At 44.0% G+C, this 23,451-nt stretch carries 25 protein-coding genes; 14 read left to right on the forward strand and 11 right to left on the reverse strand.

Features of this window, described 5'->3' with window-relative positions; all coding sequences use genetic code 11:
* Window positions 1–21: 21 nt before the first annotated feature.
* Window positions 22–879: a prephenate dehydrogenase gene (locus NCI00_RS16180; RefSeq protein WP_253529198.1), complete on the forward strand. Its 858-nt coding sequence runs from the start codon at window positions 22–24 to the stop codon at window positions 877–879.
* A gap of 122 nt (window positions 880–1,001) precedes the next feature.
* Complete coding sequence (locus NCI00_RS16185) at window positions 1,002–2,555, forward strand: acyl-CoA carboxylase subunit beta (RefSeq protein WP_166560576.1); 1,554 nt, start codon at window positions 1,002–1,004, stop codon at window positions 2,553–2,555.
* Between the two features lie 41 nt (window positions 2,556–2,596).
* Here NCI00_RS16185 and NCI00_RS16190 read toward each other — a convergent pair whose 3' ends face one another.
* The 3 genes from NCI00_RS16190 to NCI00_RS16200 form a co-directional block, all read right to left on the reverse strand.
* Window positions 2,597–3,169 (reverse strand): helix-turn-helix transcriptional regulator, encoded by a 573-nt coding sequence (locus NCI00_RS16190; RefSeq protein ID WP_253529199.1) that lies wholly within the window; start codon window positions 3,167–3,169, stop codon window positions 2,597–2,599.
* A gap of 575 nt (window positions 3,170–3,744) precedes the next feature.
* Window positions 3,745–4,452, reverse strand: coding sequence for a LytR/AlgR family response regulator transcription factor (locus tag NCI00_RS16195; RefSeq protein ID WP_253529200.1), 708 nt, complete (start codon window positions 4,450–4,452; stop codon window positions 3,745–3,747).
* Window positions 4,453–4,470: 18 nt separating this feature from the next.
* Complete coding sequence (locus tag NCI00_RS16200; protein WP_253529202.1) at window positions 4,471–5,496, reverse strand: sensor histidine kinase; 1,026 nt, start codon at window positions 5,494–5,496, stop codon at window positions 4,471–4,473.
* 208 nt (window positions 5,497–5,704) lie between these two features.
* Between NCI00_RS16200 and NCI00_RS16205 the strand changes: the two genes are divergently transcribed.
* From NCI00_RS16205 to NCI00_RS16235, 7 genes are all read left to right on the forward strand, one after another.
* The gene (locus NCI00_RS16205; protein ID WP_253529204.1) at window positions 5,705–6,199 is read left to right on the forward strand and encodes a hypothetical protein; all 495 of its coding nucleotides are present in this window, start codon (window positions 5,705–5,707) and stop codon (window positions 6,197–6,199) included.
* Complete coding sequence (locus tag NCI00_RS16210) at window positions 6,196–6,696, forward strand: copper resistance protein NlpE N-terminal domain-containing protein (RefSeq protein WP_253529206.1); 501 nt, start codon at window positions 6,196–6,198, stop codon at window positions 6,694–6,696. Before NCI00_RS16205 ends, NCI00_RS16210 begins: the two co-directional genes overlap by 4 nt.
* Window positions 6,697–6,718: 22 nt before the next feature.
* Window positions 6,719–7,072, forward strand: a complete 354-nt coding sequence (locus NCI00_RS16215) for a hypothetical protein (RefSeq protein ID WP_253529209.1) — start codon at window positions 6,719–6,721, stop codon at window positions 7,070–7,072.
* Window positions 7,073–7,221: 149 nt separating this feature from the next.
* Window positions 7,222–9,621, forward strand: a complete 2,400-nt coding sequence (locus NCI00_RS16220) for a TonB-dependent receptor domain-containing protein (protein WP_253529212.1) — start codon at window positions 7,222–7,224, stop codon at window positions 9,619–9,621.
* A gap of 241 nt (window positions 9,622–9,862) precedes the next feature.
* A complete protein-coding gene (locus NCI00_RS16225; RefSeq protein ID WP_253529214.1) occupies window positions 9,863–10,435 on the forward strand; it encodes a hypothetical protein in 573 nt (190 codons plus the stop codon).
* Between the two features lie 265 nt (window positions 10,436–10,700).
* The gene (locus NCI00_RS16230) at window positions 10,701–11,309 is read left to right on the forward strand and encodes a dioxygenase family protein (RefSeq protein WP_253529217.1); all 609 of its coding nucleotides are present in this window, start codon (window positions 10,701–10,703) and stop codon (window positions 11,307–11,309) included.
* A gap of 42 nt (window positions 11,310–11,351) precedes the next feature.
* On the forward strand, window positions 11,352–11,981 hold the full coding sequence (locus tag NCI00_RS16235; protein ID WP_253529219.1) for a LysE family translocator: 630 nt from the start codon (window positions 11,352–11,354) through the stop codon (window positions 11,979–11,981).
* A 93-nt stretch (window positions 11,982–12,074) separates the two neighbouring features.
* Here NCI00_RS16235 and NCI00_RS16240 read toward each other — a convergent pair whose 3' ends face one another.
* On the reverse strand, window positions 12,075–12,629 hold the full coding sequence (locus NCI00_RS16240; protein ID WP_114066786.1) for a hypothetical protein: 555 nt from the start codon (window positions 12,627–12,629) through the stop codon (window positions 12,075–12,077).
* A 103-nt stretch (window positions 12,630–12,732) separates the two neighbouring features.
* Here NCI00_RS16240 and NCI00_RS16245 point away from each other — a divergent pair, with 103 nt between their 5' ends.
* A complete protein-coding gene (locus NCI00_RS16245) occupies window positions 12,733–13,818 on the forward strand; it encodes a CaiB/BaiF CoA transferase family protein (RefSeq protein WP_253529220.1) in 1,086 nt (361 codons plus the stop codon).
* Window positions 13,819–13,835: 17 nt separating this feature from the next.
* Here NCI00_RS16245 and coaE read toward each other — a convergent pair whose 3' ends face one another.
* From coaE to nusB, 6 genes are all read right to left on the reverse strand, one after another.
* A complete protein-coding gene (gene coaE / locus NCI00_RS16250) occupies window positions 13,836–14,423 on the reverse strand; it encodes a dephospho-CoA kinase (RefSeq protein ID WP_253529221.1) in 588 nt (195 codons plus the stop codon).
* A 66-nt stretch (window positions 14,424–14,489) separates the two neighbouring features.
* A complete protein-coding gene (locus NCI00_RS16255) occupies window positions 14,490–15,263 on the reverse strand; it encodes a YbbR-like domain-containing protein (RefSeq protein ID WP_253529222.1) in 774 nt (257 codons plus the stop codon).
* A 10-nt stretch (window positions 15,264–15,273) separates the two neighbouring features.
* On the reverse strand, window positions 15,274–15,585 hold the full coding sequence (gene yajC, locus NCI00_RS16260; RefSeq protein ID WP_166560566.1) for a preprotein translocase subunit YajC: 312 nt from the start codon (window positions 15,583–15,585) through the stop codon (window positions 15,274–15,276).
* A gap of 39 nt (window positions 15,586–15,624) precedes the next feature.
* Window positions 15,625–16,065: a DUF1573 domain-containing protein gene (locus NCI00_RS16265; protein ID WP_253529223.1), complete on the reverse strand. Its 441-nt coding sequence runs from the start codon at window positions 16,063–16,065 to the stop codon at window positions 15,625–15,627.
* Between the two features lie 12 nt (window positions 16,066–16,077).
* Window positions 16,078–16,380, reverse strand: a complete 303-nt coding sequence (locus NCI00_RS16270) for a YtxH domain-containing protein (RefSeq protein WP_114066780.1) — start codon at window positions 16,378–16,380, stop codon at window positions 16,078–16,080.
* Window positions 16,381–16,446: 66 nt separating this feature from the next.
* Window positions 16,447–17,619 (reverse strand): transcription antitermination factor NusB, encoded by a 1,173-nt coding sequence (nusB, locus tag NCI00_RS16275; protein ID WP_253529224.1) that lies wholly within the window; start codon window positions 17,617–17,619, stop codon window positions 16,447–16,449.
* 329 nt (window positions 17,620–17,948) lie between these two features.
* On the opposite strand from nusB, the gene recA reads away from it, so the two are divergent.
* Window positions 17,949–19,007 carry a recombinase RecA gene (gene recA / locus NCI00_RS16280; RefSeq protein ID WP_114066778.1) on the forward strand — a complete coding sequence of 353 codons (1,059 nt, stop codon included), beginning with the start codon at window positions 17,949–17,951 and terminating at the stop codon, window positions 19,005–19,007.
* 171 nt (window positions 19,008–19,178) lie between these two features.
* Here recA and NCI00_RS16285 read toward each other — a convergent pair whose 3' ends face one another.
* On the reverse strand, window positions 19,179–20,318 hold the full coding sequence (locus NCI00_RS16285; protein ID WP_253529225.1) for an acyl-CoA dehydrogenase family protein: 1,140 nt from the start codon (window positions 20,316–20,318) through the stop codon (window positions 19,179–19,181).
* Window positions 20,319–20,717: 399 nt separating this feature from the next.
* On the opposite strand from NCI00_RS16285, the gene NCI00_RS16290 reads away from it, so the two are divergent.
* From NCI00_RS16290 to NCI00_RS16300, 3 genes are all read left to right on the forward strand, one after another.
* Window positions 20,718–22,034: a UDP-glucose dehydrogenase family protein gene (locus NCI00_RS16290; RefSeq protein WP_253529226.1), complete on the forward strand. Its 1,317-nt coding sequence runs from the start codon at window positions 20,718–20,720 to the stop codon at window positions 22,032–22,034.
* Window positions 22,035–22,161: 127 nt separating this feature from the next.
* Complete coding sequence (locus NCI00_RS16295; RefSeq protein WP_310586780.1) at window positions 22,162–22,449, forward strand: four helix bundle protein; 288 nt, start codon at window positions 22,162–22,164, stop codon at window positions 22,447–22,449.
* Window positions 22,450–22,479: 30 nt separating this feature from the next.
* A complete protein-coding gene (locus NCI00_RS16300) occupies window positions 22,480–23,451 on the forward strand; it encodes a UDP-glucuronic acid decarboxylase family protein (protein ID WP_114066775.1) in 972 nt (323 codons plus the stop codon).

The raw sequence follows: 23,451 nt of genomic DNA on the forward strand, positions 1-23,451 counted from the left end.
GATTCTCTAATTAATTCAAAAATGGTTACCACAATTATCGGCATCGGTCTCCTTGGCGGCTCGTATGCGCTTTCGTTACGGGATAAATATCCAAAAATGCATTTTGTCGGGGTAGATGCTTCCGATGTTCACGGTCGTTTGGCGGTTGCCAAAGGCATTGTAGATGAGGTTCTTCCGATGGAAATGGCCATTCCAAACTCCGATTTGGTAGTGCTTGCCGTACCCGTCAATTATATCGTTGAGCTGTTGCCGACAGTATTGGATTTGATTTCTGATACCGCCACCGTGGTAGATTTGGGCTCAACCAAGCAACTCATCTGTGAAGTGGCTGATGCGCACCCAAAACGCCATCGCTTTGTGGCCGCTCACCCGATGGCGGGAACCGAAAACTCAGGGCCTTCGGCGGCGTTTCGCGAATTGTTGCCCGAAAAAAACGTCATTTTGTGCGATTGTGAAAAAAGCGATGCCGATAGCGTAGCCCTGGTCGAGGCGCTTTTCAAAGACATCGGCATGAAAATTCATTACATGACGCCCGCAGAGCATGATTTACACTTAGCGTATGTATCGCATTTGAGCCACGTAACGTCGTTTGCCTTGGGATATACGGTGTTGGAAAAAGAACGCGACGAGCAAAATATCTTCGATATGGCGAGTACAGGTTTCAGTTCGACGGTGCGTTTGGCCAAAAGTTCGCCCGCGATGTGGGCACCCATTTTTGACCAAAACCGCGAAAATCTTTCGCGGGCGTTGGGAGATTATATTGAGTTTTTGCAACAATATAAAACATTCATTGACGACCGCGACATTAAGGCCAGTGTTGACTTTATGCAGCGAGCCAACGAAATTCGGCGCATCCTGTCGGGTATTGACCGTAAATAATCGGGTTCTCTATAGTTCTTTAGCAAATGTTCGGCGCATAACTCATTAGATTAAGCTATAAACTCGCTTAAATTTGTGACGGACTTTTATAAACTATTCCTGAATCGAGCTAACCAACCGCTATGACGAATCAACCTGTGAACCGGAACCAAATCCTTGATACCAAAAACGAAGAAGCATTGCTCGGTGGTGGGGCAAAACGCATTGAGCAACAACATAAAAAAGGCAAGCTGCACGCTCGCGAACGGGTTGAGTTGTTGATGGATGCAGGGTCGTTTGAAGAAATCGGCAAGTTTGTCATGCACCGTTGTAAAGACTTCGGTTTAGATAAAGAATATTATTTGGGCGACGGTGTCATCACTGGTTATGGCACCATCGACGGAAGGTTGGTGTACGTATTTGCGCAGGATTTTACGGTTTTTGGGGGCTCATTATCGGAAACCCACGCCGAAAAAATCTGTAAAATCATGGATTTAGCCATGAAAAACGGCGCACCAGTCATTGGTCTCAATGACTCAGGTGGGGCTCGAATTCAGGAAGGGGTGTTGTCGTTGGCGGGCTATGCCGATATTTTTTACCGAAATACGTTAGCATCAGGCGTTATTCCGCAGATTTCGGCCATTATGGGGCCGTGTGCGGGTGGTGCGGTGTATTCGCCAGCCATCACGGATTTTATCATGATGGTCGAAAACACCTCCTATATGTTTGTGACGGGGCCCAACGTGGTCAAGACCGTGACGCACGAAGACGTAACTTCGGAAGAACTGGGCGGAGCCATGACCCACGCCACGAAATCTGGAGTGACGCACTTTGTGAGTGCCAACGAGGTGGAGTGCATTGCTGATATTCGCCGACTCTTGAGTTATATTCCCCAAAATTGTGAGGAAGACGTGCCCATGCTTCCGTACGTGGGTGGGGACGAAAAACGCCTTAAACTGAACACGCTGATTCCAGAAAACCCCAACCAGCCCTACGACATGCGCGAGGTAATTGACGAAATTGTGGACGCGGGCAGTTTTTGGGAAGTGCATAAATATTTTGCCGAAAATATAGTCGTCGGCTTTGCCCGTTTGGGTGGTCGTAGCATCGGAATCGTGGCCAATCAGCCCGCGGTTTTGGCGGGGGTTTTAGACATTGACTCAAGCACCAAAGGGGCGCGGTTTGTGCGTTTTTGTGATAGTTTCAACATTCCTCTGCTGGTATTGGAAGACGTACCCGGCTTTTTGCCTGGCACCGATCAGGAATGGAACGCCATCATCACCAACGGTGCCAAGCTGCTGTACGCTTTCTGCGAAGCAACCGTGCCGCGCGTGACGGTCATTACCCGCAAAGCCTACGGTGGAGCTTACGACGTGATGAACTCAAAACACATCGGTGCGGATATGAACTACGCTTGGCCAACGGCCGAAATCGCAGTGATGGGTGCAAGCGGAGCGGCCGAGATTATCTTCAAAAAAGAAATTGCGGAAGCAGAAGACCCTGCGGCCAAATTGCAGGAAAAAGTGCAGGAATATACCACAAAGTTTGCCAACCCGTACCGTGCGGCGCACCGGGGCTACATTGATGAAGTAATTTATCCCGAACAGACCCGAGAAAAACTGATGCGAGCGTTTAAAATGCTTGAAAATAAAGTGGCAACCCTTCCCAAGAAAAAACACGGAAATATCCCATTATAGCATTATGAGCAAGGGAAATCACTCCAACCGCTGACTGAAAATCAAACTTGCGGTTTCTTGGCCGTATGAAACTCGGTAGGGTATTTGGTTTTCAGTTTTCCGGGAGTGATTTTGTATCTCTTTTTAAACACCATGATGAATTTAATGGGTTCAGAGTACCCCAGCAACTCCGAAACTTCTTTGACCGAATACTCTTCATTTTCGATTAGTACCTTTGCCTGCTTTAGTTTTTGAGTCTTAAAGTATTGGTAATAAGGCTCTTGGTAAATTTTCTTGAAAATTGTCTTAAACTTAGAAGGGCTAAGCCCTAGTCTTTCAGAGGCTTCCTGGACCGAGGGGATTTTGTTGGTAATATGACTCGTGACCTCCTTATGCAGACTTGACAATTGTTCAATGATACTCAAATTTACCTTTTTAACAGGCGTAGGAAGGGATTTCGGAGAAGATGAAAAAATATTGTCGGCGTCTTTTTTGTCTTGGAAACAGCTAAACGAAATTTCCTTTTGTAAAAGAAGATGAAAGACGGTTTCGGCATCTTTTTTTAAAATTCTAATCTCTAACGTTGGAATCTCTCCATCGTTATTTGTTAATTCTTCAGAGGGTAAAGTGCTCATTCTAATTAGCGGCAGTTAGAGGTTAAATGAAAAATTACCATTTTCTTCATCATCGTTGAGTAGTAATTTTTTTTCATTCTGACTCGCTTGCGAATACTGTTTTAGGGTTGTTTTGTATTATACGAGGTATTTTAATGCTCTATTCAGTAAAAAGTTAGATATTTTTTATTGATTCAATCATCTGAATACATACAAAAACATTTAAAATAATCGGGTTATTAATCTTTTGGAATATCTAATGGGATATGATTATCTGTATTGCTGCGACAAATACCGTGAGTAAAAGATTGTTTTACTTATTTTTATGATGAAAATTTAGAACACGCCTAAATTTAAGCAAATTTGCTCAAATTTGTCTCAAAGGTATATTTTTTAATTGCTTTCAAAAAATGAATTTCCCCAAAATTGTAATTTTGTTTAACCCAGTTAAACATTTAGGGGAGAGTTGATTTTGCAAAAGAGAGGCGTTTCTGGGTGCTATTAAATGAATCTGATGATGGGATGAGTAGCATTAATAAGGTCTCCCAAAAAAAAGGAAGTAAATAATGATTGTGTTTGACACCCGGATGAATTGTTCAGCGTTTTACTAATTTTTCATCAATACGTTGCAATACATCAGCTCTGAGGGTGCGGCTAAGCGGAAGTTTTTCGTTGCCAATGTGTACCTCATTTCCTTCGATACGGTCAATCTTGGCAATTGGGACAAGGTATGATTTATGAATCTTGACAAATTGTTCGGTAGGTAAGTATTCCTCCAAGCCTTTCATCGTCAGGTAGGTAATGTATTTTCGTTGGGTAGTTTGAATGACGATATAGTTTTCTAATGCCTTGACATACAGCAAATCACGTAGTTCTATACGCTCAATGTTGCCGTCGCATTTTACAAAAAAGTAGTCAATTTGGGACGACGGAGTTTTGTTTTTTTGCTCAAAGAGCGCCTTGGCTTTCAAGGCAGACTTCAAAAAACGGTCAATAGAAATCGGTTTTAGTAAATAATCTAGTACATTCAATTCAAAGCCTTCAATGGCATAAGTTGGATAAGCCGTGGTGATAATAACCGCAGGTGGATTAGTAAGTTTTTTGAGTAATTCAAACCCGCTCATTTGGGGCATTTCTATGTCTAAAAATAGTAAATCTACGGGATGTTGGGCCATTAGATTAATGGCTTTTAAGGGGCTTTCTGCTTGACCAACCAGCTGTAGCCAGTCTAATTCTTCGACATATTCCCGTAGGATTTTACGGGCTATGGGTTCGTCATCCACAATGAGGCAGTTGATTTTCATAGGGCGATTTTTCGGAATTTATAACACAATGCTTAATTCAACACTAAACATTTCGTTCTCCTCAGAAATTTTCAGTGTGTGGTGCTGAGGATAGAGCAATTCGAGACGACGCCTTACGTTCGCAATCCCGATACCTCCAGGGCCATAAATTGGGTTTGAAGGGTGCTGATTTTTGGAATTCTCACACTTAAAAATCAAGAAATTTTCGTTTCTAAAAAGCTGAATGTCAATATAGTTGGGTTTATTTTCGTGGTTGCTGACGTACTTAAAGGCATTTTCTACAAAAGGTGAAAAAAGCAGAGGAGCTACTGTGATGCCAGAGATATTTTCATTGGGAGTAAAATGTACGTTTAGATTGTCATTTTTTCGTAATCTTTGCAGAATGACGTAATTTTTTAAGTAGTCTATTTCTTTTTCAATGGACACTTTTTCTACGTTACATTCATACAATTGATAGCGCAATAAATCTGAAAATTGCAGGACGAGTTGTCGCGCTTCGGGGTTTGTTTTGTGGATAGAACCGTAAATCAGGTTGAGCGTATTGAAGACAATGTGCGGATTTATCTGCGATTTTAGGTACTGCAATTCAGTGGCTAATTGTTCATTTTTGATTTTTTGGACTATTTCTCGCTGATAAAACCATTCTCGACTCAGCCATATTGCCATGCTGAAAATGGCGTAAAAAACGGCAATGGATACGTTATAAAACGCATTGGTGAGCAGCGACCGTCGCTCTATGTCCCCCAAAACGTATCCGTACAGGTACATATCGTGAAGATTTTTGAGTACTACATATCCCAAAACGACTATTGAAAGGGTTAGAAAATACAATCCGTATCGTTTGTTGTTAAAAAAACGAGGAATCAATACCCATAAATTGCCGTAGATAACCCCCGCCAAAAGAATGTTCCGGACCAATAACTCCCCTACAAAATCACCGAAGCTCAATTTATAGATGATATAACTCCGATTGTATGCATGGAAAGAAATGGTAGCTATCCAGAAAAGAACATGGTCGAGGCGGTATCTGAAGAATTTTTCCATGGTGAAAGTTAGGAAATTCGGGTATTCAGAAACAAAAAAGTTACATCAAACGATAAAAAGACGTGACATCAAGAATTTTCAACCTGTTACCAAACTATTTTCATTGATGTATTCAGTTTTTGTTGATTTGAATTGTCAAACACAGCGGAATATTGGAAACCAATCAATTGAATGTTGTTCATGTGGTAAAGTCTTAAAAATGAGCCCAATGAAGAAAGTATTTTTTTTATTTGTAACATCTTTGTCAATGTTTACTAACGGCTATTCACAAATATCGTCCACGTTTGGCTTTTTTGTGGGAAGTAGCCCGTGCGGCAACATAATCAGGCCGTTGCTCAATATGCCTTTGACGGCGGAATGTGAATTTACCAAATGGAAAATCACGCTCCATCAGGATTCTGTAACGAGGGCCCCCACCACCTTCAATATAAGCTGTGTCTATGGAATAGGGCAACCAAACACTTCTGGTTTTGTGGGAGGTGGAACCAAAGTAGAAATAACAGGAAAATGGGCTATCATAAAAGGTTCGAAGGCCAATCCAGAAGCGGTAGTGTATCAATTAAATCCAGACCAGCCTGAAAAATTGGTGTCGTTTGTGAAACTAGATGACAACGTAATTCACTTGTTATACAGTGACAAAAGTTTGATGATTGGCAATTCAGGTCAAAGCTATACCTTCAATAAAATCAAAAACAGACCATGAAAAAGCTGCTCTTTTTTTTCGTTTTAGGAATGGTGTCGACGAAGATAGATGCCCAAAATGTACCGTCGTCTATCACCTCAACGCGGGTTTTTGCGACGGGAGCGGGCGTGATGGGGATTTTTGAGGGAAGGTGCCCGTGTCAGGAATTGGCAATTCTTCTAAAGGCGTCGGTATCGGTCGAATGTTTTAAGACCAAATGGTCGCTTACGTTGCTTCAAGACCCGCAAACGCGGCAACCTACTACGTATGAATTGGACGGGAGTTTTTACCGGGCAAATCATCGTAGAGGAAGTTGGTCGATTGTAAAAGGCACAAAAAATGACCCCAACGCGGTGGTTTACCAACTGGAATCCGACAATCCCGACGAAACTGTTTATCTGATGGAAGGTGATGAAAATGTTCTTTTTTTTCTGGATAAAAATAAAAACCTGTTGGTTGGAAATGAGCTATTTAGTTATACGCTCAACCGTGTTGAACGAAAAATAAAAACGGACTAATTGCATTTTAAACTTCCTTCCTATGAAAACACAACGATTTGCGCTGTTTATGTGCCTGCTCAATGTAGGTTTGCTGTTTTTTCTTGCCGCTAAGCCGCGCCATGAAGTCTACGAAAAAATCACGGTTCGAGCGTTTGAACTGGTGGATAAAAAAGGCGTAGCCCGCGTCTCTATTCAATCTTACGACGATGGAGAGGTGGTTTTTAGAATGAAGGATGCCAAAGGTACCATCCGTGTAAAAATGGGGGCAAGTGAAGATGGCTCAGGCTTGGTCCTTTTAAACGATGCCACCGAACCGGGAATTCATGCCTTGGCCCAAAAGAAAGGCACTAGCATTACGATGACCGACAAAGACGGGAAGAAGAAAGCGCTGTAAATTTTATTTTGGTCTTCATGCAACACTTTAAAAAAATCCTACTCTTTGCTGTAACTAATTTTAAAAAGGAGAGTATCCACCATAAAGCCATCTCTCAGAACCACTAAATACAGCCATACCAACCCATTCACAGCCAACTACTCTAAACAATGAAACAGCTATTCTTACTAGCCCTTTGCATGGGGCTGATGGGGACTTCTTTTGCCCAAAAATCAAAAATTACGGGTTTTGTCTTGGATTCTACCGCCCGAAAACCCGTCGAATTTGCCACCGTTGCCCTGATGAAAGACACCAAAGTTGTGGAAGGTACAACGTCTGATGTAACAGGGAAATTTACGTTTTCAAAAGTACCAGCAGGGGTCTATCAACTGAAGATTACGTTTGTGGGGTACAAGGACAAAACCCTACTGAATGTGGCCGTTACCACCGACAATGACTTGGATTTAGGCGTTGTGCCGTTTGCGCTGACAGCCCAACAACTCAACGAAGTCAAGGTAGTGGAACAGAAAGCGTTGTTTGAAGACCGACCCGACCGTTTGGTGTATAATGCCGAAAAAGACATCACCATTAAAGGCGGAAATGCGGGCGATGTTTTACGGAAAATCCCGTCCATCGCGGTAGATTTGGATGGGAATGTGGAGCTGCGCGGAAGTTCCAATATCAAGGTCTTGATTAACAACAAACCTTCCAACCTGATGGCCAAAAGCATAGCCGATGTGCTTAAACTTATCCCTGCCGACGACATCAAACAAATCGAAGTAATCACCTCGCCCTCTGCCAAATATGACGCCGAAGGAACGGCGGGGATTATTAATATTATTACCAAACGGAACAATCTACAAGGCATCAACGGAAAGGCGAATACTTCCATTGGCCGTTGGAATGATAACTACAACGGCTCGCTCAATTATCGCAAAAAGAGCTTTGGGCTTTCGGCGCGGGGCGGTTTTAACAAGTGGCGAAATAAAGGAGAAAATAATCTGACGCGCCTGTCGACCGTGGAAAATTACCAAACAAAACTGATTCAGAACACTTATTTCAGGGGTGGTGGGGAAAATCTGAACGGAAATATTTCGGCCGAGTGGGACATTGATACGCTGAATCGCTTGAGTGCTGGGCTGAATTTTTACGACGGAAAAAATGGCATGAACTTCGATTACATCAACAATTTTACGAGCGGCAGCGAAAAGACGCTCTTTACCCGAAAGTTGTATCGCATCTACGACTGGGACGGCGGCACGCTGAATGTAGATTATAACAAGACGTTCAAAAAACCGAAAAAAGAGTTTAACGTGTTGACGATGTTTTCCAAAGAAGCCGAAGATAGTTATTATAACCTCGACCAATTGAATGCCGAAAACGTTGTTTATTACCGCGAAAAAAGCCCCAACGCTAGTCGAAACTACGAAGGAACGGTGCAGGTTGATTTCACCAATCCTCTCGACAGCGTCAGTACGTTGGAGCTGGGCGCGAAGACCATTTTGCGTAACGTAAAGAGTGATTACCGGGTAGCTGCCGCGTTTGATGGTTCTACAAATTTTGTGGATGTCCCCGCCCTTGCCAATGTCTTTGATTACAATCAGCAGGTTGCTTCGAGTTATATTTCGTACTCACGTACTTCCAAAAATAAATGGGGAATCAACGCGGGGGCAAGATATGAGCATACGTTTATTCAGGCGGAATTTTTGGCGGGAAAAGTACCTTTTTCTAACAATTATGGCAACATCATTCCCAACATCAGTCTGTCAAGAAACTTGCCCAAAAATCAAAAATTGAAGCTGAGCTATTCGCAGCGAATCCAGCGACCTATGTTGTGGTTTTTGAATCCATACGTCAATGCCAGCGAGCCAAAATCTACCTATTCGGGGAATCCCTACCTTAAACCAGAGCTGACCCACAGCGCCGAGGCAAGTTACAACGTATACATCAAAGAGTCGTCGATAAATACGACGTTTTTCATGCGGCAAACCAACAATGCTATCGAGCGAATTCGGACGGTTAATAACGAAGGCGTCAGCCATTTGAGCTTCCAAAATATTTCCCAAAATATCTCTTACGGCCTTACACTGAGCGCAACGACCAAAATCAAGAAGAAATTTTCGAGCAACGGCTCCATTAATTTGTACTACAACATCCTCAACAGCCCTGCTTTGCAAGCCCAAAATGCCAATTGGATGTACCGAATCAACATGAATTCAACCTACGATTTCGGGAAAGGATTCAAGGGACAATTTTTTGGTTTTTTCAACTCTCCGAGGGTGATGTTGCAGGGAAAAATGAGTGGCTATGCCTATTACAACATCGCTTTACAGAAAGAAGTACTGAAGAAAAAAGGCTCAATCAGTGCCGGATTGGATAACTTCTTTGCTCCTTTTATTGAACAAAAAATGTCGTTCTCTTCCCCCACCTTTGTGCAGGAAGGCAGCAGCAAATACTTTAACCGCGGTTGGCGGGTTAGTTTTTCGTATGAATTCGGTAAAATGACCAACGCGCCCCAACGCCAGAAAAAGAGCATCAATAACGATGACAAAAAGGGGGGAGAGAATTAAACTTCACGGCGACAGGCATGAGCCAACCTACCCAATGCGCTTAATTATGAATGAAGAGCCCAAATAGAGGCTCTTCATTCATGTCTCAGTAAGTCATTTACAGGGCAGGGGGTACCTAGTGGTAAATTAGTGCCTCAAAATTCGGAAATACACAGACTTATTTTCAATAGGCACAGAAAGTAAGTCATTTTATACTTCAATTTAAAAATTCTTCGTTGTAAACAAACAACTCTTTCTCTCCATGAAATCCATCCTTTACCTTTGTTTTGTTGGTCTACTTGTGAGTATAAAACCACAAGGGGTTTTTGCCCAACAAACAATTTTCAGCCCTTCACAAAACAAGAGTACTGCGAAAACTTGGCAAATTGGTCTCAAGGAAGGATATAGCCGAGGGAATATATTAAAAAGGCGTAATGGGCTTCAATTCCACACAGGGTACTCTATAGCTAATAACTTAATTATTGGATTAGGAGCAGCATGGTCTAAAGAGTGGATGGGATTTGGGCCTCATTATTATTTCAACGAAATTACTTTTGGCCCTTTTGCTCGGTATCAGTTTCTTTCTACTCGGATTTCTCCTTTTATTGAAGCATCCTATCAAGTGGGAAAACGCTTAGGCGGAGAAAACAAACCAATTGGAATCGCATTTGTGAATCCTGGTCTGACTATCCATTTATTCAGGCGTCTTCGTGCTGATGTGGGTTATAGTTTTCAATTTGGAGCTAAGAAATATTTAGTGGGAATACTTTCGATTAAAGGTCAAAATGTAGGTCAAGCTCAAATTGGGCTTAATTATCTGTTCAGTCCAAGGTAATAACTGTGTCAATCTCGCTCAACATAAATCCTATTATAAAGCTGTCTGTATCTCCCTCCAATGCATTTTGGCCAAAAACCTACCCATACTGATTTAAATAGCTGCATTTTGTGTTTTCTATCCCCGGGCAATCCTGCTTCAAAATTCGCTAAAACTAATTACGCATAAAGTAGCATGTCAAGGAGTTTTGACATCTCACCTAATAAATTAGCTCGTCTTCGGTCATTTTTTTTGGTTTGTACCAGAAAACCAACACGATACGGCCATGAAAAACCTGCTTATTTTCTCAATTTTGCTTTTTGTAGGTGTGCTTCCTTGTCAGGCCCAAAAAGTGGGCGACAGCTGTGAAGATTGCGAAATGATGTTTGAAGGAATGCCGAAAACACTATCTTGGCAAACCACCATCGCCGATGCCAAAGAAGCGGGCGAGCGCATGGAAATCAGCGGAACGATTTATCAAAAAGATGGCAAAACCCCCGCGACTGATGTGATTTTGTACGTGTATCATACCGACGTAAAAGGAGAATACACGCCCACCGCCACGCAGGTCCATGCCCGTCGGCACGGGCATCTGCGGGGCTGGATAAAAACCGACGCCCAAGGAAGGTATCAGTTCCGTACCATTCGCCCGGCGGCGTATCCGGGTCAAAAATTTGCGGCGCATGTGCATCCCATCATCAAAGAAACCGCCAAGAATGAATATTGGATTGATGAATATCAATTTGAAGGTGATCCCCTATTGACCCAAAAAGACCGCTCAAATGCCCAGAACCGAGGTGGGTCGGGTATTATCACATTGATCAAAAATGAAAAAGGAGTTTGGATTGGCAAAAGAGACATTATTTTAGGGAAGAATATCCCGAATTATCATTAAACGTTTTGCGTTACCAAAACAGTAAACCAAAACGCTTTTTGTATGAATCCAAACGAGTTTCTGCTTTTCGCTTTTGCGACATTAATGCTTAATCTCACGCCAGGCTCCGACATGATTTACGTGGCCATGCGCAGTACTACTCAAGGAACCCAAGCGGGTATTGTATCGGCTTTGGGTATCGCAGGTGGATGTTTGGTACATACTTTTGCGGCGGTTTTGGGGCTTTCGGTGCTGATTGCTGAGTCGGCGGTGGCGTTCAACATTGTCAAGTTTCTGGGAGTGGGGTATTTGTGTTATTTAGGAATTACGTCTTTATTGAGCAAAAATACCCTGTCAACCCAATCATCTCTGGAATCTACGCCTTTAAAAAAAATATTTTGGCAGGGAGTTTATACCAACGTGCTTAACCCCAAAGTGGCGTTGTTTTTTCTGGCTTTTTTGCCCCAATTTGCCGACGTTCATTCCGAAGATTTTAAGTGGCAGGTGTTGATGTTGGGTATTTGGTTTAATATTTCAGGAACGCTGGTAAACGCGGCCGTGGCGGTATTTTTTGGGAAAGCAGGAAGGTATCTAAACCAACTACCTCATTTTTCGCGCATTCAAAACAAGGTGACGGGAGCTATGATGTTGGGTTTGGGCGTGTATCTGGCCTTTGCCAAACGAAAACTGTAGGGGTAGGCCTCGCGTCTGCCCTTATCGCGTGAGGGTATAAAAAAAGGGCGGAAGTTCATCTCCGCCCCTACAATTTTGTGCTTTTGAAAAAGACTAATCTTCGTCTTCTTCGTCGCTGGTGAAAGAATACAGCGTTGTGTCCAATTTCAGACGACCGTTGTTAAAGTCTTCGATGAATTTCGTAATCACTTCGTCGGTAACGGCCTCGATGTTGAGACATGCGTCTAGGCCTACGCCATATTCAAATTCTGGCTCAATTTCCAAATGTTCTTTGACCTTTACTTCCTCTTCTTCCTCAATGGATTCGATAAGTTCGGTGATGAGTTCTTCGGCTTCTTCTTCTACCGCTGGGCTGATTTTGTAGCCGGGAGCGCGTTCATCCAACGGCAGGTAATCAGGATATACTTTTTGGGCTTGTTCTACCGCTTTTTCGTAGACTAAACTGCTATGATGTAGGCGCAACGTATAAATGATGGCATCATAAATAACTTCCTGACCTTTATAACTACCTACAAACTGGACGTGGGCCAATTCGCCATTTTCGGAGGTACTGACATCTTCATCGTCGCAATGAATGAAGTTGGTGCCTGCTTCTTGGCACTCTTCCTTTAATAATTTGATTTCCTCGGGGTTATATCCTTCATTCATGATCGCAATCTGATTTAATGATGAGTAAGAGTTGGTAAAGTAACCGAATCATTACTGAAAATCAAAGAATAGTTGGCAAATTTGGGACAAATAAGCCGAATGTATGACCGAACAATTTTTCAAAAACCGACTCAAAGTAGTCGAATTGGCCAGCGTTTTGGCGGGGCCTGCCGTGGGGATGTTTTTTGCCGAATTGGGTGCAGAAGTGATAAAAATTGAGAATAAAAAAACGGGTGGCGACATGACGCGTTCTTGGAAATTACCCACCGAAGATTCTTCTTCCCCGTATTCAGCTTATTACGCAAGTGTCAACTGGAACAAAAAGACCTATCTGCTTGATTTAGAAGATACTCGCGACCGTGAGCAGGCTTATGCATTGCTTCAGAATGCCGATATTGTGATCAGTAATTATCGTACAACCGTCGCCGAAAAATTGGGGGTAGATTATCCAACGCTTTCCCAAATCAATCCAACCTTGATTTTTGCGCAGCTCAATGCCTTTGATGATCACAGCGAACGTCCCGCATTTGACGTGGTACTGCAAGCCGAAGCGGGTTTTCTGTACATGAATGGCGAAGCTGGTGGCCCACCCGTCAAAATGCCCGTTGCGCTGATTGATGTGTTGGCGGCCCACCAGTTGAAAGAAGGGATTTTGTTGGCGTTGTTACGCCGTACCCAAACGGGAAAAGGGGCTTATGTAGCAACTTCTTTGTTTGAATCGGCCGTGGCGTCGTTGGTCAATCAGGCCACTAATTGGCTCATGGCCAGCCATATTCCTCAACGGATGGGCACGCAGCATCCCAATATTGCCCCTTACGGCGATATGTACACTTGCAGCGATGGGAAAGCGATTTTATTGGCCGTTGGCACCGAAAAGCAGTTCAGAAATTTGTGTCAAGTGCTGGACTTATCGGAAATTTTAATGCAGCCCTCATTTAGTTCAAATGTGGAACGTGTCAAAAACCGAGCGGTATTGAATGCAATACTGGCCGAGAAAATTTCGGTTTTTGAGGCCACCTCATTGCTTCAGCAATTGGAAGCGGCCAATGTGCCCGCCGCCGCCATTCGTACCATGCAAGAAGTATTTGAATTGGCCGCGGCGCAGTCCATGATTTTGGAAGAAACGCTGCCCGACGGCACGGTCAGCAAGCGGGTAAAAACGGTAGCGTTTGAGATAGATGAACGTTGAAAAACGTAGCCAGAAAATTATTTCTTAAACAGCAAATGCAGTTTCCACACCTGCGGAATCAGCAGTTGGCTTTCATCATTGTAGATGACAAAATCGGCGATTTTGTGGCGCTCTTCGTCGGAGATTTGACGGGCTATAATGTCGCGGACTTCTTTTTCGGAGCGCTGAGGGTCACGTTTCAACACGCGGGCTACTCGCAAGTCGGCGGGGGCATCAACGACAATTACTTTATCCAAGTCATTGTTTTGGCCCGCTTTGGCCATAATGGCCGCTTCTTTGATGAGGTAAGGCGCGTTGGTGTTTTGCTCGACCCATTCCTGCGTGTCTTCACCCACCCGAGGATGGACAATGGCGTTTAGTTTTTGCAACAGCGGAGGATTCTGAAACACTTGGCTCGCCACCCAAGCGCGGTTGTAAATGCCGTTTGGTAAATAGGCTTCGCTACCCAATAATTGTGTAACGGCGCTTTTGAGACTAAGGTCGTGATTAAGCAACCATTTGGCGCGGTCGTCGGCGGAATATACGGGGATGCCCAAAGCCGAAAAAATCCGACAAACAATGCTCTTGCCCGAGCCTATACCGCCTGTGACGCCTATTTGGAGCATTTGCAGTGGAGGGTTGATTTACGATTTTAAAAATCGAAGGTAGTCAGTCTGCCGTTTGAAATAAGCCTATTTCTTCTTAGATTTTTTGCCGTCCGACTTAGGTTTTGGCGTTGGAGTCGTTTTTTCTTCCGTGGGTGGGGGAGGAGTTTGGGGGATGTTGCCGAATAACTCCGCTACTTCAAAACTCACAAAAACACGGTCGGTGCTTGCTTTCAAGAGGGGAGATTGGGGATACCGGATGGGGAGTTCTTCATCGTAATTACCCCTTATTTTTTGGGCGGGCACCCGTACCAAAATAGTGTCTGCAATATCGCTTACCAACGAAGTCGGGCCGTCAAACGTGACCGTTGTTGGGCGGAGATTGATGAAACTTGATACCACAAATCGCGGCGAGAGTTGCAATCCAGCACTGTCTACTCTCAGCACCGTAGTTTTGATCATTCGTTCTTCAAAATCCAAGCGATTTACATCCAGCATCACGTTGCTGATTCGCACATCTTTCACTTGTTCGTGCATGATGGCGGTCAATGCCGCAGGATTGAGGGTTTGGGTGGCAAGCGGGTTGAGAATGGGATACTGAACGGGCGAAACCGTAAAAGAAAGGGATTTTCGCAGCAACATCCAGCCGTTTCCAGTGAGCGTAGCGCTGACGCTTTTGGGAAGGGGAGTAATCGGAATATAAAGCGAATCGTTGTAGGTCAAATTAATGGGGTACTGTACCCGAAGAGTATATCCATCTTTGTTAAGCTCATTGAAAAGCCAAATAATCGTAGCCGCCACCAAACTAAACAGGATGATGCGGCTACGAGAAGGTTGGGATGAAAGGGGAATCTGCGCCACTTGATGTCAATTAGGATGCACTTGTACCTGCCAAACGCGAAATGGACGATTTCTCGAATTTCATTTTTGTGCCTTTGCTGCCGTCTACTTCAAGCGTAACGGTAGTTTCGTATACGGATACTACCGTACCGTGCAAACCGCCGATTGTTATTACTTCGTCTCCTTTTTTTAGTTCTTCCAAAAATTTCTTTTGGTCTTTCTGCTTCTTTTGCTGAGGGCGAATCATGAAAAAGTAAAATACACCAATGATACCCGCCCAAAGAAGGAGTTGGTAAATCATGGAAGATTGGCCGCCGGCCTGTAAAAAAATGCTGTTGAGCATAGGTTTATGATTAGGGTTAAATAAAAGGTTTGTGGTTGTTTAGAGCGAACTAGTGGTCACTGAATCTTTAGCGGCTTCAACGTCGGCTTTAAACTGAATATCCGTCGTTGCGGGATTGGTATTGGCATAAATCGTGACGGTTTTAAATTGTTGCCCTTGCTTGCCTTTACTGTTGAATCGAACCAAAATGGCACCTTCATCGCCTGGGCCGATGGGCTGGCGGGGCCACTCAGGAATGGTACAACCGCAAGAAGCGCTCACGTTGTTGATGATGAGCGGAAAATCTCCTACATTCTTGAATTTGAACGTGTGTTCGACCTGAGCACCTTCTTTAAGAGAACCGAAGTCAACATTTTTGATGTCTTCCGCAAATTCAAACTTTGGAAGTTTATCATCCAGGTTGCTCGTGGCGTTTTTATCCTGATTGCTTCCGCAGGAAAAAAGAACCGTACTTACTAAAACTAATAATAGGTATCGCATGGGGGACTGAAATTAAGCAGTTTGTCCTTTGATTTGGGCCATCAGACGATCTACATCTTCCAAGAGCCGTTCGGCTTTTTCGCGCGCATCGGTGACTACTTTTTGTCCTTCTGCTTTTGCCAGACTTTCGGGTAAATCTTTGCCTTCTAGCAAATCAGAGATAAGGCCCTGTAATTGCTCACGGTATTTTGAAAGACGATACGACAGTTTGTCACGTGTGATTTCGCCTTTTTCGGGGGCGTACAAAACACCCACGGCAGCGCCTGTAGCGACGCCCGCCAGAAATGCGATCAATACTTTTGATGAATTGCTCATGTTGTGTTAAATGTTTATTGTTTTCAGTGACTATGCCCGCGCTAAACGCTTACAGTCAACTCGGATTTATTTATTATCCAACAATCCCCTTCCGCTTTTCCGGATTTTTCCTTCTTTAATCAGCGTTTTTGAAAGGGTATCTAAGATTCCATTGACAAATTTACCACTTTTTGGCGTACTATATTCTTTGGCCATTTCAATTGCTTCGTTTATTGTCACCTTGACGGGGATTCCGGGAAAAGACATCATCTCGGAAACGCTCATTTTCAGGATTAAATAATCCATCGGGGCTAAGCGGTCCAAATCCCAGTTTTTGAGTGGCTCGGCAATGATTTGTTCGATTTCGTCGTTTCTGGTGGTGGTTTGCTCAAACAACTCTTCCATAAAAAAGCGATCTTCGTCCCAATCGTCGGTCAAAGGAGTGAGCTGAAGTCCGCTGTCTTCGATGGTTGATTTGAATGTTTTGTTGGCCATTTTACGGGCAAGGTCGCCGTTTTCGCTCCAGTACAGGTCTTTGAGTTCAAAAAAGCTTACGACATCCTCATTTTTCAGAACCACATCTTTGAGCGCATTCAAAATGAGTTGCAGGTCTTCTTCGGCGGTGTGTTCTTTGGTTTCACAGTAGGCCCGGTAGGCATCGTCGTTCCGAAAAACATCCCTGAACAGCGTACGCACAAGCCCAGTGGTTTCTTGCCCCCAGGTGATTCCGCGACGAATAAACTCGTTTTCCAAGGTTTTGCTTTCACTCAGCGCAACCACCACTCGATTGGTATCAAAACCCGCAATTTTTGAGAGTGGTTTGTTGTCTGGATCGTCATACTGACGTTCGCGTTCAGCTTGAGATAGCGAGCCAAATTCAATGAAAAGCTGTAAAAGGAGCAGGTACGTGTTGTAGATGGCCTCCACTTCGGGAGTTAGTTGCCGAGCAATGCGTTGCTTGTCTTTTTTGAACAAATCTTGGTAATACCGGAGGGCATTTTTGGCCGTGACCAAAGCCGTGGGCGGGGTATCATCATCGTGTGGGATTTCTCCTTTGCGATAATTTTCCTCCAGCAAAAGAGTGGTCATTTTTCTCATTCCTTCCAACTTCAAGGGGTCTTGGGGTGTCATGGAATTGAGGTCTGGCTTGAAAGATTCCGTGATGAAATCTACCGCCAATTGATAGTCTGCCTCGCGGGCAGCTTGCAGAGCGTAAAGGGATTGCAGCACCTTTACGCGCAGGTGTCTTCGACTTAACATTCAGTCTTGAAATTTGTGCAAATAAGCAGCAAGGAAAAGAACTTGCTTGTGTTTCCAGCCGCAAAGGTACGTTAAATAACCCAAATTTTCCAAGAATACTCGTGACGTTGACCGCAATTAACGTCCAACAGTACCGTTGATATACAGAATTTTTGCCCTTATTTTTATTGTTCCAATAAAGACAGAAACGGGTGGGGTTTGTTCAAAAAAAGAGTTTGTAATGTCACAGAAAAACCGTAATTTTACTTCTATAAAGGTGGCTGCTCAAGGCAGCAAAATTTCGATAATTTTAACATTTACAATTAGCTGTAAAGCAACAATTTAATCCAATGGCAGACAACAAAGAGCAGAAATTTAAAGCCTTGCAAACAACACTTGAGAAGCTAGATAAAGCCTACGGAAAAGGCACAGTCATGCGTCTGAGTGACAAAAAAGTAATGGACGTAGAAGTCATTTCAACGGGTTCCGTTGGGTTGGACTTAGCGTTAGGAATTGGCGGATTGCCACGCGGCCGGGTCGTGGAAATCTATGGTCCTGAGTCATCAGGAAAGACCACCCTTGCCATGCACTGCATTGCCGAAGCGCAGAAAGCAGGCGGATTGGCCGCCTTTATTGATGCCGAGCACGCTTTTGACCGCAGTTATGCCCAAAAATTAGGGATTGACACCCAAAATTTATTGATTTCACAGCCCGACAACGGGGAGCAAGCACTCGAAATTGCCGAACATTTGATTTCTTCGGGGGCCATTGACATTATCGTGATTGACTCCGTGGCGGCCCTTGTACCAAAGGCTGAAATCGAAGGTGAAATGGGTGACAGCAAGATGGGTTTACAGGCCCGTTTGATGTCGCAGGCTTTGCGTAAATTGACGGGGGTAATCAACCGTACCAATTGCTGCTGTATCTTTATCAACCAGTTGCGCGATAAAATCGGCGTTATGTTTGGTAGTCCCGAAACCACCACGGGTGGTAACGCCCTCAAATACTACGCTTCGGTTCGTTTGGATATTCGTCGTATCGGTCAAATCAAAGAAAGCGCCGACAACATCACGGGTAACCGTACCAAAGTGAAAGTGGTGAAAAATAAATTGGCACCGCCGTTTAAGGTTATCGAATTTGACATCATGTACGGAGAAGGAATATCCAAAGTGGGTGAAATCATCGACTTGGCGGTGGAGTTGGAGATTGTGAAAAAATCAGGTTCATGGTTCAGCTACGACGGCAACCGCCTATCGCAAGGCCGTGATGCCGTAAAACAATTGCTGAAAGACAATCCTGAATTGACGGAAGAACTGGAAGCTAAAATCCGGGCCAAAGTCAACGAAGATGAAAATGCGCTCATCGATACCCTTGAGCCAAACATCGCCGATGACGGAAAACCTGAATAAGGTTTAAATACAAATCGTAGGGGCGGGGTTTACCTCCGCCCTTTTTTTGTGCCGCCCTTTTTTGTAAAGATTGGAATTTTACTTAGGTCCGTTGCCCTGCAGAGGTGTTTGCACTTTCGGGCAGACATATCGGGCGCTTTTGGGCAGACGCAAGGCCTGCCCCTACGGATGTTATTTCAAAATTTCTCTTGAAATAACCAGTTTTTGAATTTCGCTCGTTCCTTCGCCGATGGTGCACAGTTTGCAGTCGCGGTAAAATTTCTCTACGGGATAGTCTTTCGTAAAACCGTATCCACCGAAAATCTGCACTGCTTCGTTGGCTACGCGTACTGATACTTCAGAAGCGTAATATTTGGCCGTTGCACTTTGCAGCGTAACGGTTTCGCCCCGGTCTTTGCGGTCGGCAGCGTCGTAAACCAGTAATTTAGCGGCTTCAATTTCGGTGAACATATCGGCCAATTTAAACGCAATGGCCTGAAACTGTGAAATCGCTTTTCCAAACTGATGGCGTTCTTTGGAATACGCCAAAGCAGCTTCGTAGGCACCGATGGCGGTTCCTAAACTCAACGCGGCAATGGAAATGCGTCCACCATCCAATATTTTCAGTGATTGAATAAACCCTTCTCCCACTTCCCCCAACACCTGACTTTCGTGAATCCGACAATCCTGAAAAATCAGTTCTGCCGTTTCGGAAGCCCTCATGCCGAGTTTATCTTCTTTTTTGCCAGCCGAAAATCCTGGCGTATTTCGTTCGATAATAAAAGCCGTCGCTCCTCGTTTATCGCCTGGCGCACCTGTCCGCGCAATCACGACGGCTACATTGCCGCTTTTGCCGTGGGTAATGAAGTTTTTTGCGCCATTCAATACCCAATATTCTCCGTCTTTGACGGCAACGGTTCGCATATTTCCAGCATCCGACCCCGTGTTGGGTTCGGTCAAGCCCCATGCGCCAATCCATTCGCCCGAAGCAAGTTTTGGCAGGTAGTTCTGCTTTTGGGTTTCGTTGCCAAACATTAAAATGTGATTGGTGCAGAGCGAGTTATGGGCGGCCATCGAAAGGCCGATGGAAGGATCAACTTTGCTCAATTCAACAATGGCGGTTACGTATTCGCGGTAGCCCAATCCTGCGCCGCCGTAAGACTCAGGAACCAATATGCCCATCACGCCCAATGCCCCAAGCTGATGAAAAATTTCGACGGGGAAATACTGACTTTCGTCCCAAGCTCTAACGTGAGGTTGAATCAGACGCGCTGCAAAATCGCGGACTGACTGTGCAATCAATTCTTGGTTTTCTGCAATTTCTGCCATCATAGTCGTATCAAGTGAAAGGTATAGTTGTTGATTCCGTTTCTCTAATGTATGCTTACTCAATGATTCTGCCAACAACCGGTTAGCATTTCGTTGGTTGGCCCGATTTTGGATTTGGTGTGGATTGAATAACAGTTCAAAGGTATTTGGAAGCTAAGAGTAAAAAGGCAAAGAAAATTTGTCTTAACAACGAATTTTTAGGTAATATTATTTCTTGAAAAAATTGGGTGTTTGCCGTAAAATCAATGATGCATAGACAAATATGAGTTTGATTTAGAGGGATTGCCAAAATTCTTCTAATTTTGAGGCGATTTTATAAGCTAAAAAAAATACAATTTTTAGATTTCTTAAATTTATAGAATTCCAAAGCGGAATAAAATAACAACCAACAAACAGCGATTTATGAAAATAGCAGTAGTAGGAACCGGATACGTAGGACTTGTAACGGGAACTTGTTTTTCGGAAACAGGGATTCAAGTGACTTGTGTTGATATTGATATTAAAAAAGTTGAAAAGCTGAACAACGGAATCATTCCGATTTATGAACCTGGGTTGGACGTGCTTTTCCATCGCAACGTGGCAGAAGGCCGGTTGAAGTTTACAACCAATCTGGCTGATGGAATCAAAGATGCACAGGTGATTTTTCTGGCATTGCCTACGCCTCCCGGTGAAGATGGCTCGGCCGATTTGAAATATATTTTAAAGGTAGCCGATGATTTAGGAAAAATCATGGAAGAATATGCGGTTATCGTTGATAAAAGTACCGTACCCGTCGGGACCGCAGAAAAAGTGAGCGCTGCCATTGCCAAAAATGCAAAAGTAGAGTTTGATGTGGTTTCCAACCCTGAATTCTTGAGAGAAGGAGTTGCGGTGGAGGATTTTATGAAGCCCGACCGGGTGGTGGTAGGAACGCGTTCGGAAAGAGCTAAAAAAGTAATGGAAAAGTTATACGCGCCGCTGGTACGTCAAGGCAACCCCGTTATTTTTATGGATGAGCGCTCGGCTGAAATGACCAAATATGCGGCCAATTCTTTCTTGGCGATGAAGATCACGTTTATGAACGAAATTGCGAACCTTTGTGAATTGGCGGGTGCTGATGTAGACAATGTTCGTAAAGGAATCGGAACGGATAGCCGCATCGGAAAACGCTTCCTGTTTGCGGGTATCGGGTACGGTGGAAGCTGCTTCCCGAAAGATGTTCAGGCCTTGGCCAAAACGTCGGAGGAATATAATTACGAGTTCAAAGTGTTGAAATCAGTAATGGAAGTCAACGAGGCGCAAAAAACCAAAATGATTCCGCTGGTAAAAAAACATTTTGACGGAGACTTGACCGGCAAAACCATTGCGGTGTGGGGATTGTCATTTAAGCCATATACTGACGATATTCGCGAAGCACCAGCCCTAGAAAATATCAGCATATTGCTCGAACAAGGCGCCAAAGTGATTGCGTACGACCCCGAAGGAATGGAAAATGTGCGCAACTACGTATTGGGCAACAAAATCACGTACGCCCATACGCCCTACGCTGCTTTGGACGAGGCCGATGCGTTGATGATATTTACGGAATGGCCGCAGTTCCGTACGCCAGAATTTGAGAAAATGGCGTTGTTGATGAAGAGTAAAGTAATTTTTGACGGTCGTAACGTGTACGAACTCGACCAAATGAAAGAACTTGGATTTACGTATTATTCCATTGGAAGAGCAACGGTTGGCATTTAACATTGACCAATTAATATTGAGCATTTAAATGGCAAAATCAGATAATGTAACATACGAAAAGGGGTATGCTTTTGCTATTAGAGTAGTAAAAGCGTACCAGTTTTTAAGTTAAGATAAAAAAGAGTTCATTTTATCAAAGCAGTTACTAAGAAGTGGTACGTCTATTGGTGCAAATATTGCGGAGGCCAATGGGGCAATATCAAAATCAGATTTTTCTGCTAAAATGTCGATTGCTTACAAGGAATGTCTAGAAACGAAATATTGGCTTTCTTTACTGAAAGATACGGGTTATATTGAGCAAAAGGCTTTTGAAAGTATTTATAACGATGCTGATGAACTAGCTAAAATCCTGTTCTCAATTCTTAAAACCACCCGAATAAACCCTATCAAAATGTTTTTGATGTGGTTCTGGTAAAATTGTTAAATGATAAATGTTTACTGATAAATGAAAAGAGTTTTAATCACCGGCGCAGCAGGATTTCTGGGGTCACACCTTTCCGACCGTTTTATTAAGGAAGGCTATTATGTCATCGGGATGGATAATCTCGTCACGGGCGATTTGCGCAATATCGAGCATTTGCGTTCAAATCCTCATTTTGAATTCATTCATCATGATGTTTCTAAGCACATCGTGATTGATGGCGACTTGGATTACATTCTCAATTTTGCCTCTCCGGCAAGCCCGATTGATTATTTAAAAATCCCGATTCAGACCCTCAAAGTAGGCTCGCTGGGTACGCACAATTGCCTTGGTCTGGCCAAAGCCAAAGGTGCTCGTATCTTGGTTGCCTCTACTTCAGAAGTGTACGGTGACCCGTTGGTTCACCCCCAAAATGAAGAATATTGGGGACACGTAAATCCGGTCGGATTGCGCGGTTGCTACGATGAAGCGAAGCGTTTTCAGGAAGCAATAACGATGGCCTACCACCGCCACCACGGTGTAGAAACGCGTATTGTGCGGATTTTTAACACCTACGGCCCCCGTATGCGCCTAAACGACGGACGGGTATTGCCTGCGTTCATCGGTCAGGCTTTGCGCGGGGAAGATTTAACGGTTTTTGGTGATGGTTCGCAAACGCGCTCTTTCTGCTACGTCGACGACTTGGTGGAAGGGATTTATCGTTTGCTCTTGAGCGACCACCCCATGCCAGTCAACGTGGGCAACCCTGCCGAGATTACCATCGGGCAGTTTGCCGAAGAAATCATCAAATTGACGGGAACTTCGCAGAAAGTGATCTACAAGCCGCTTCCGCAAGATGATCCCAAGCAACGTCAGCCAGATATTACGTTGGCAAGAAAGGTGTTGGGTTGGGAACCGAAAGTGTCCCGCGAAGAAGGTTTAAGAATTACGTATGATTACTTCAGAAACTTGCCCGAAGAACGCCTCTACGAAGAGTCAAATCACCGGCAGTTCTAG

It is taken from the genome of Runella salmonicolor (assembly GCF_024158025.1).
In the GTDB taxonomy this organism is placed as follows: Bacteria; Bacteroidota; Bacteroidia; order Cytophagales; family Spirosomataceae; genus Runella; species Runella salmonicolor.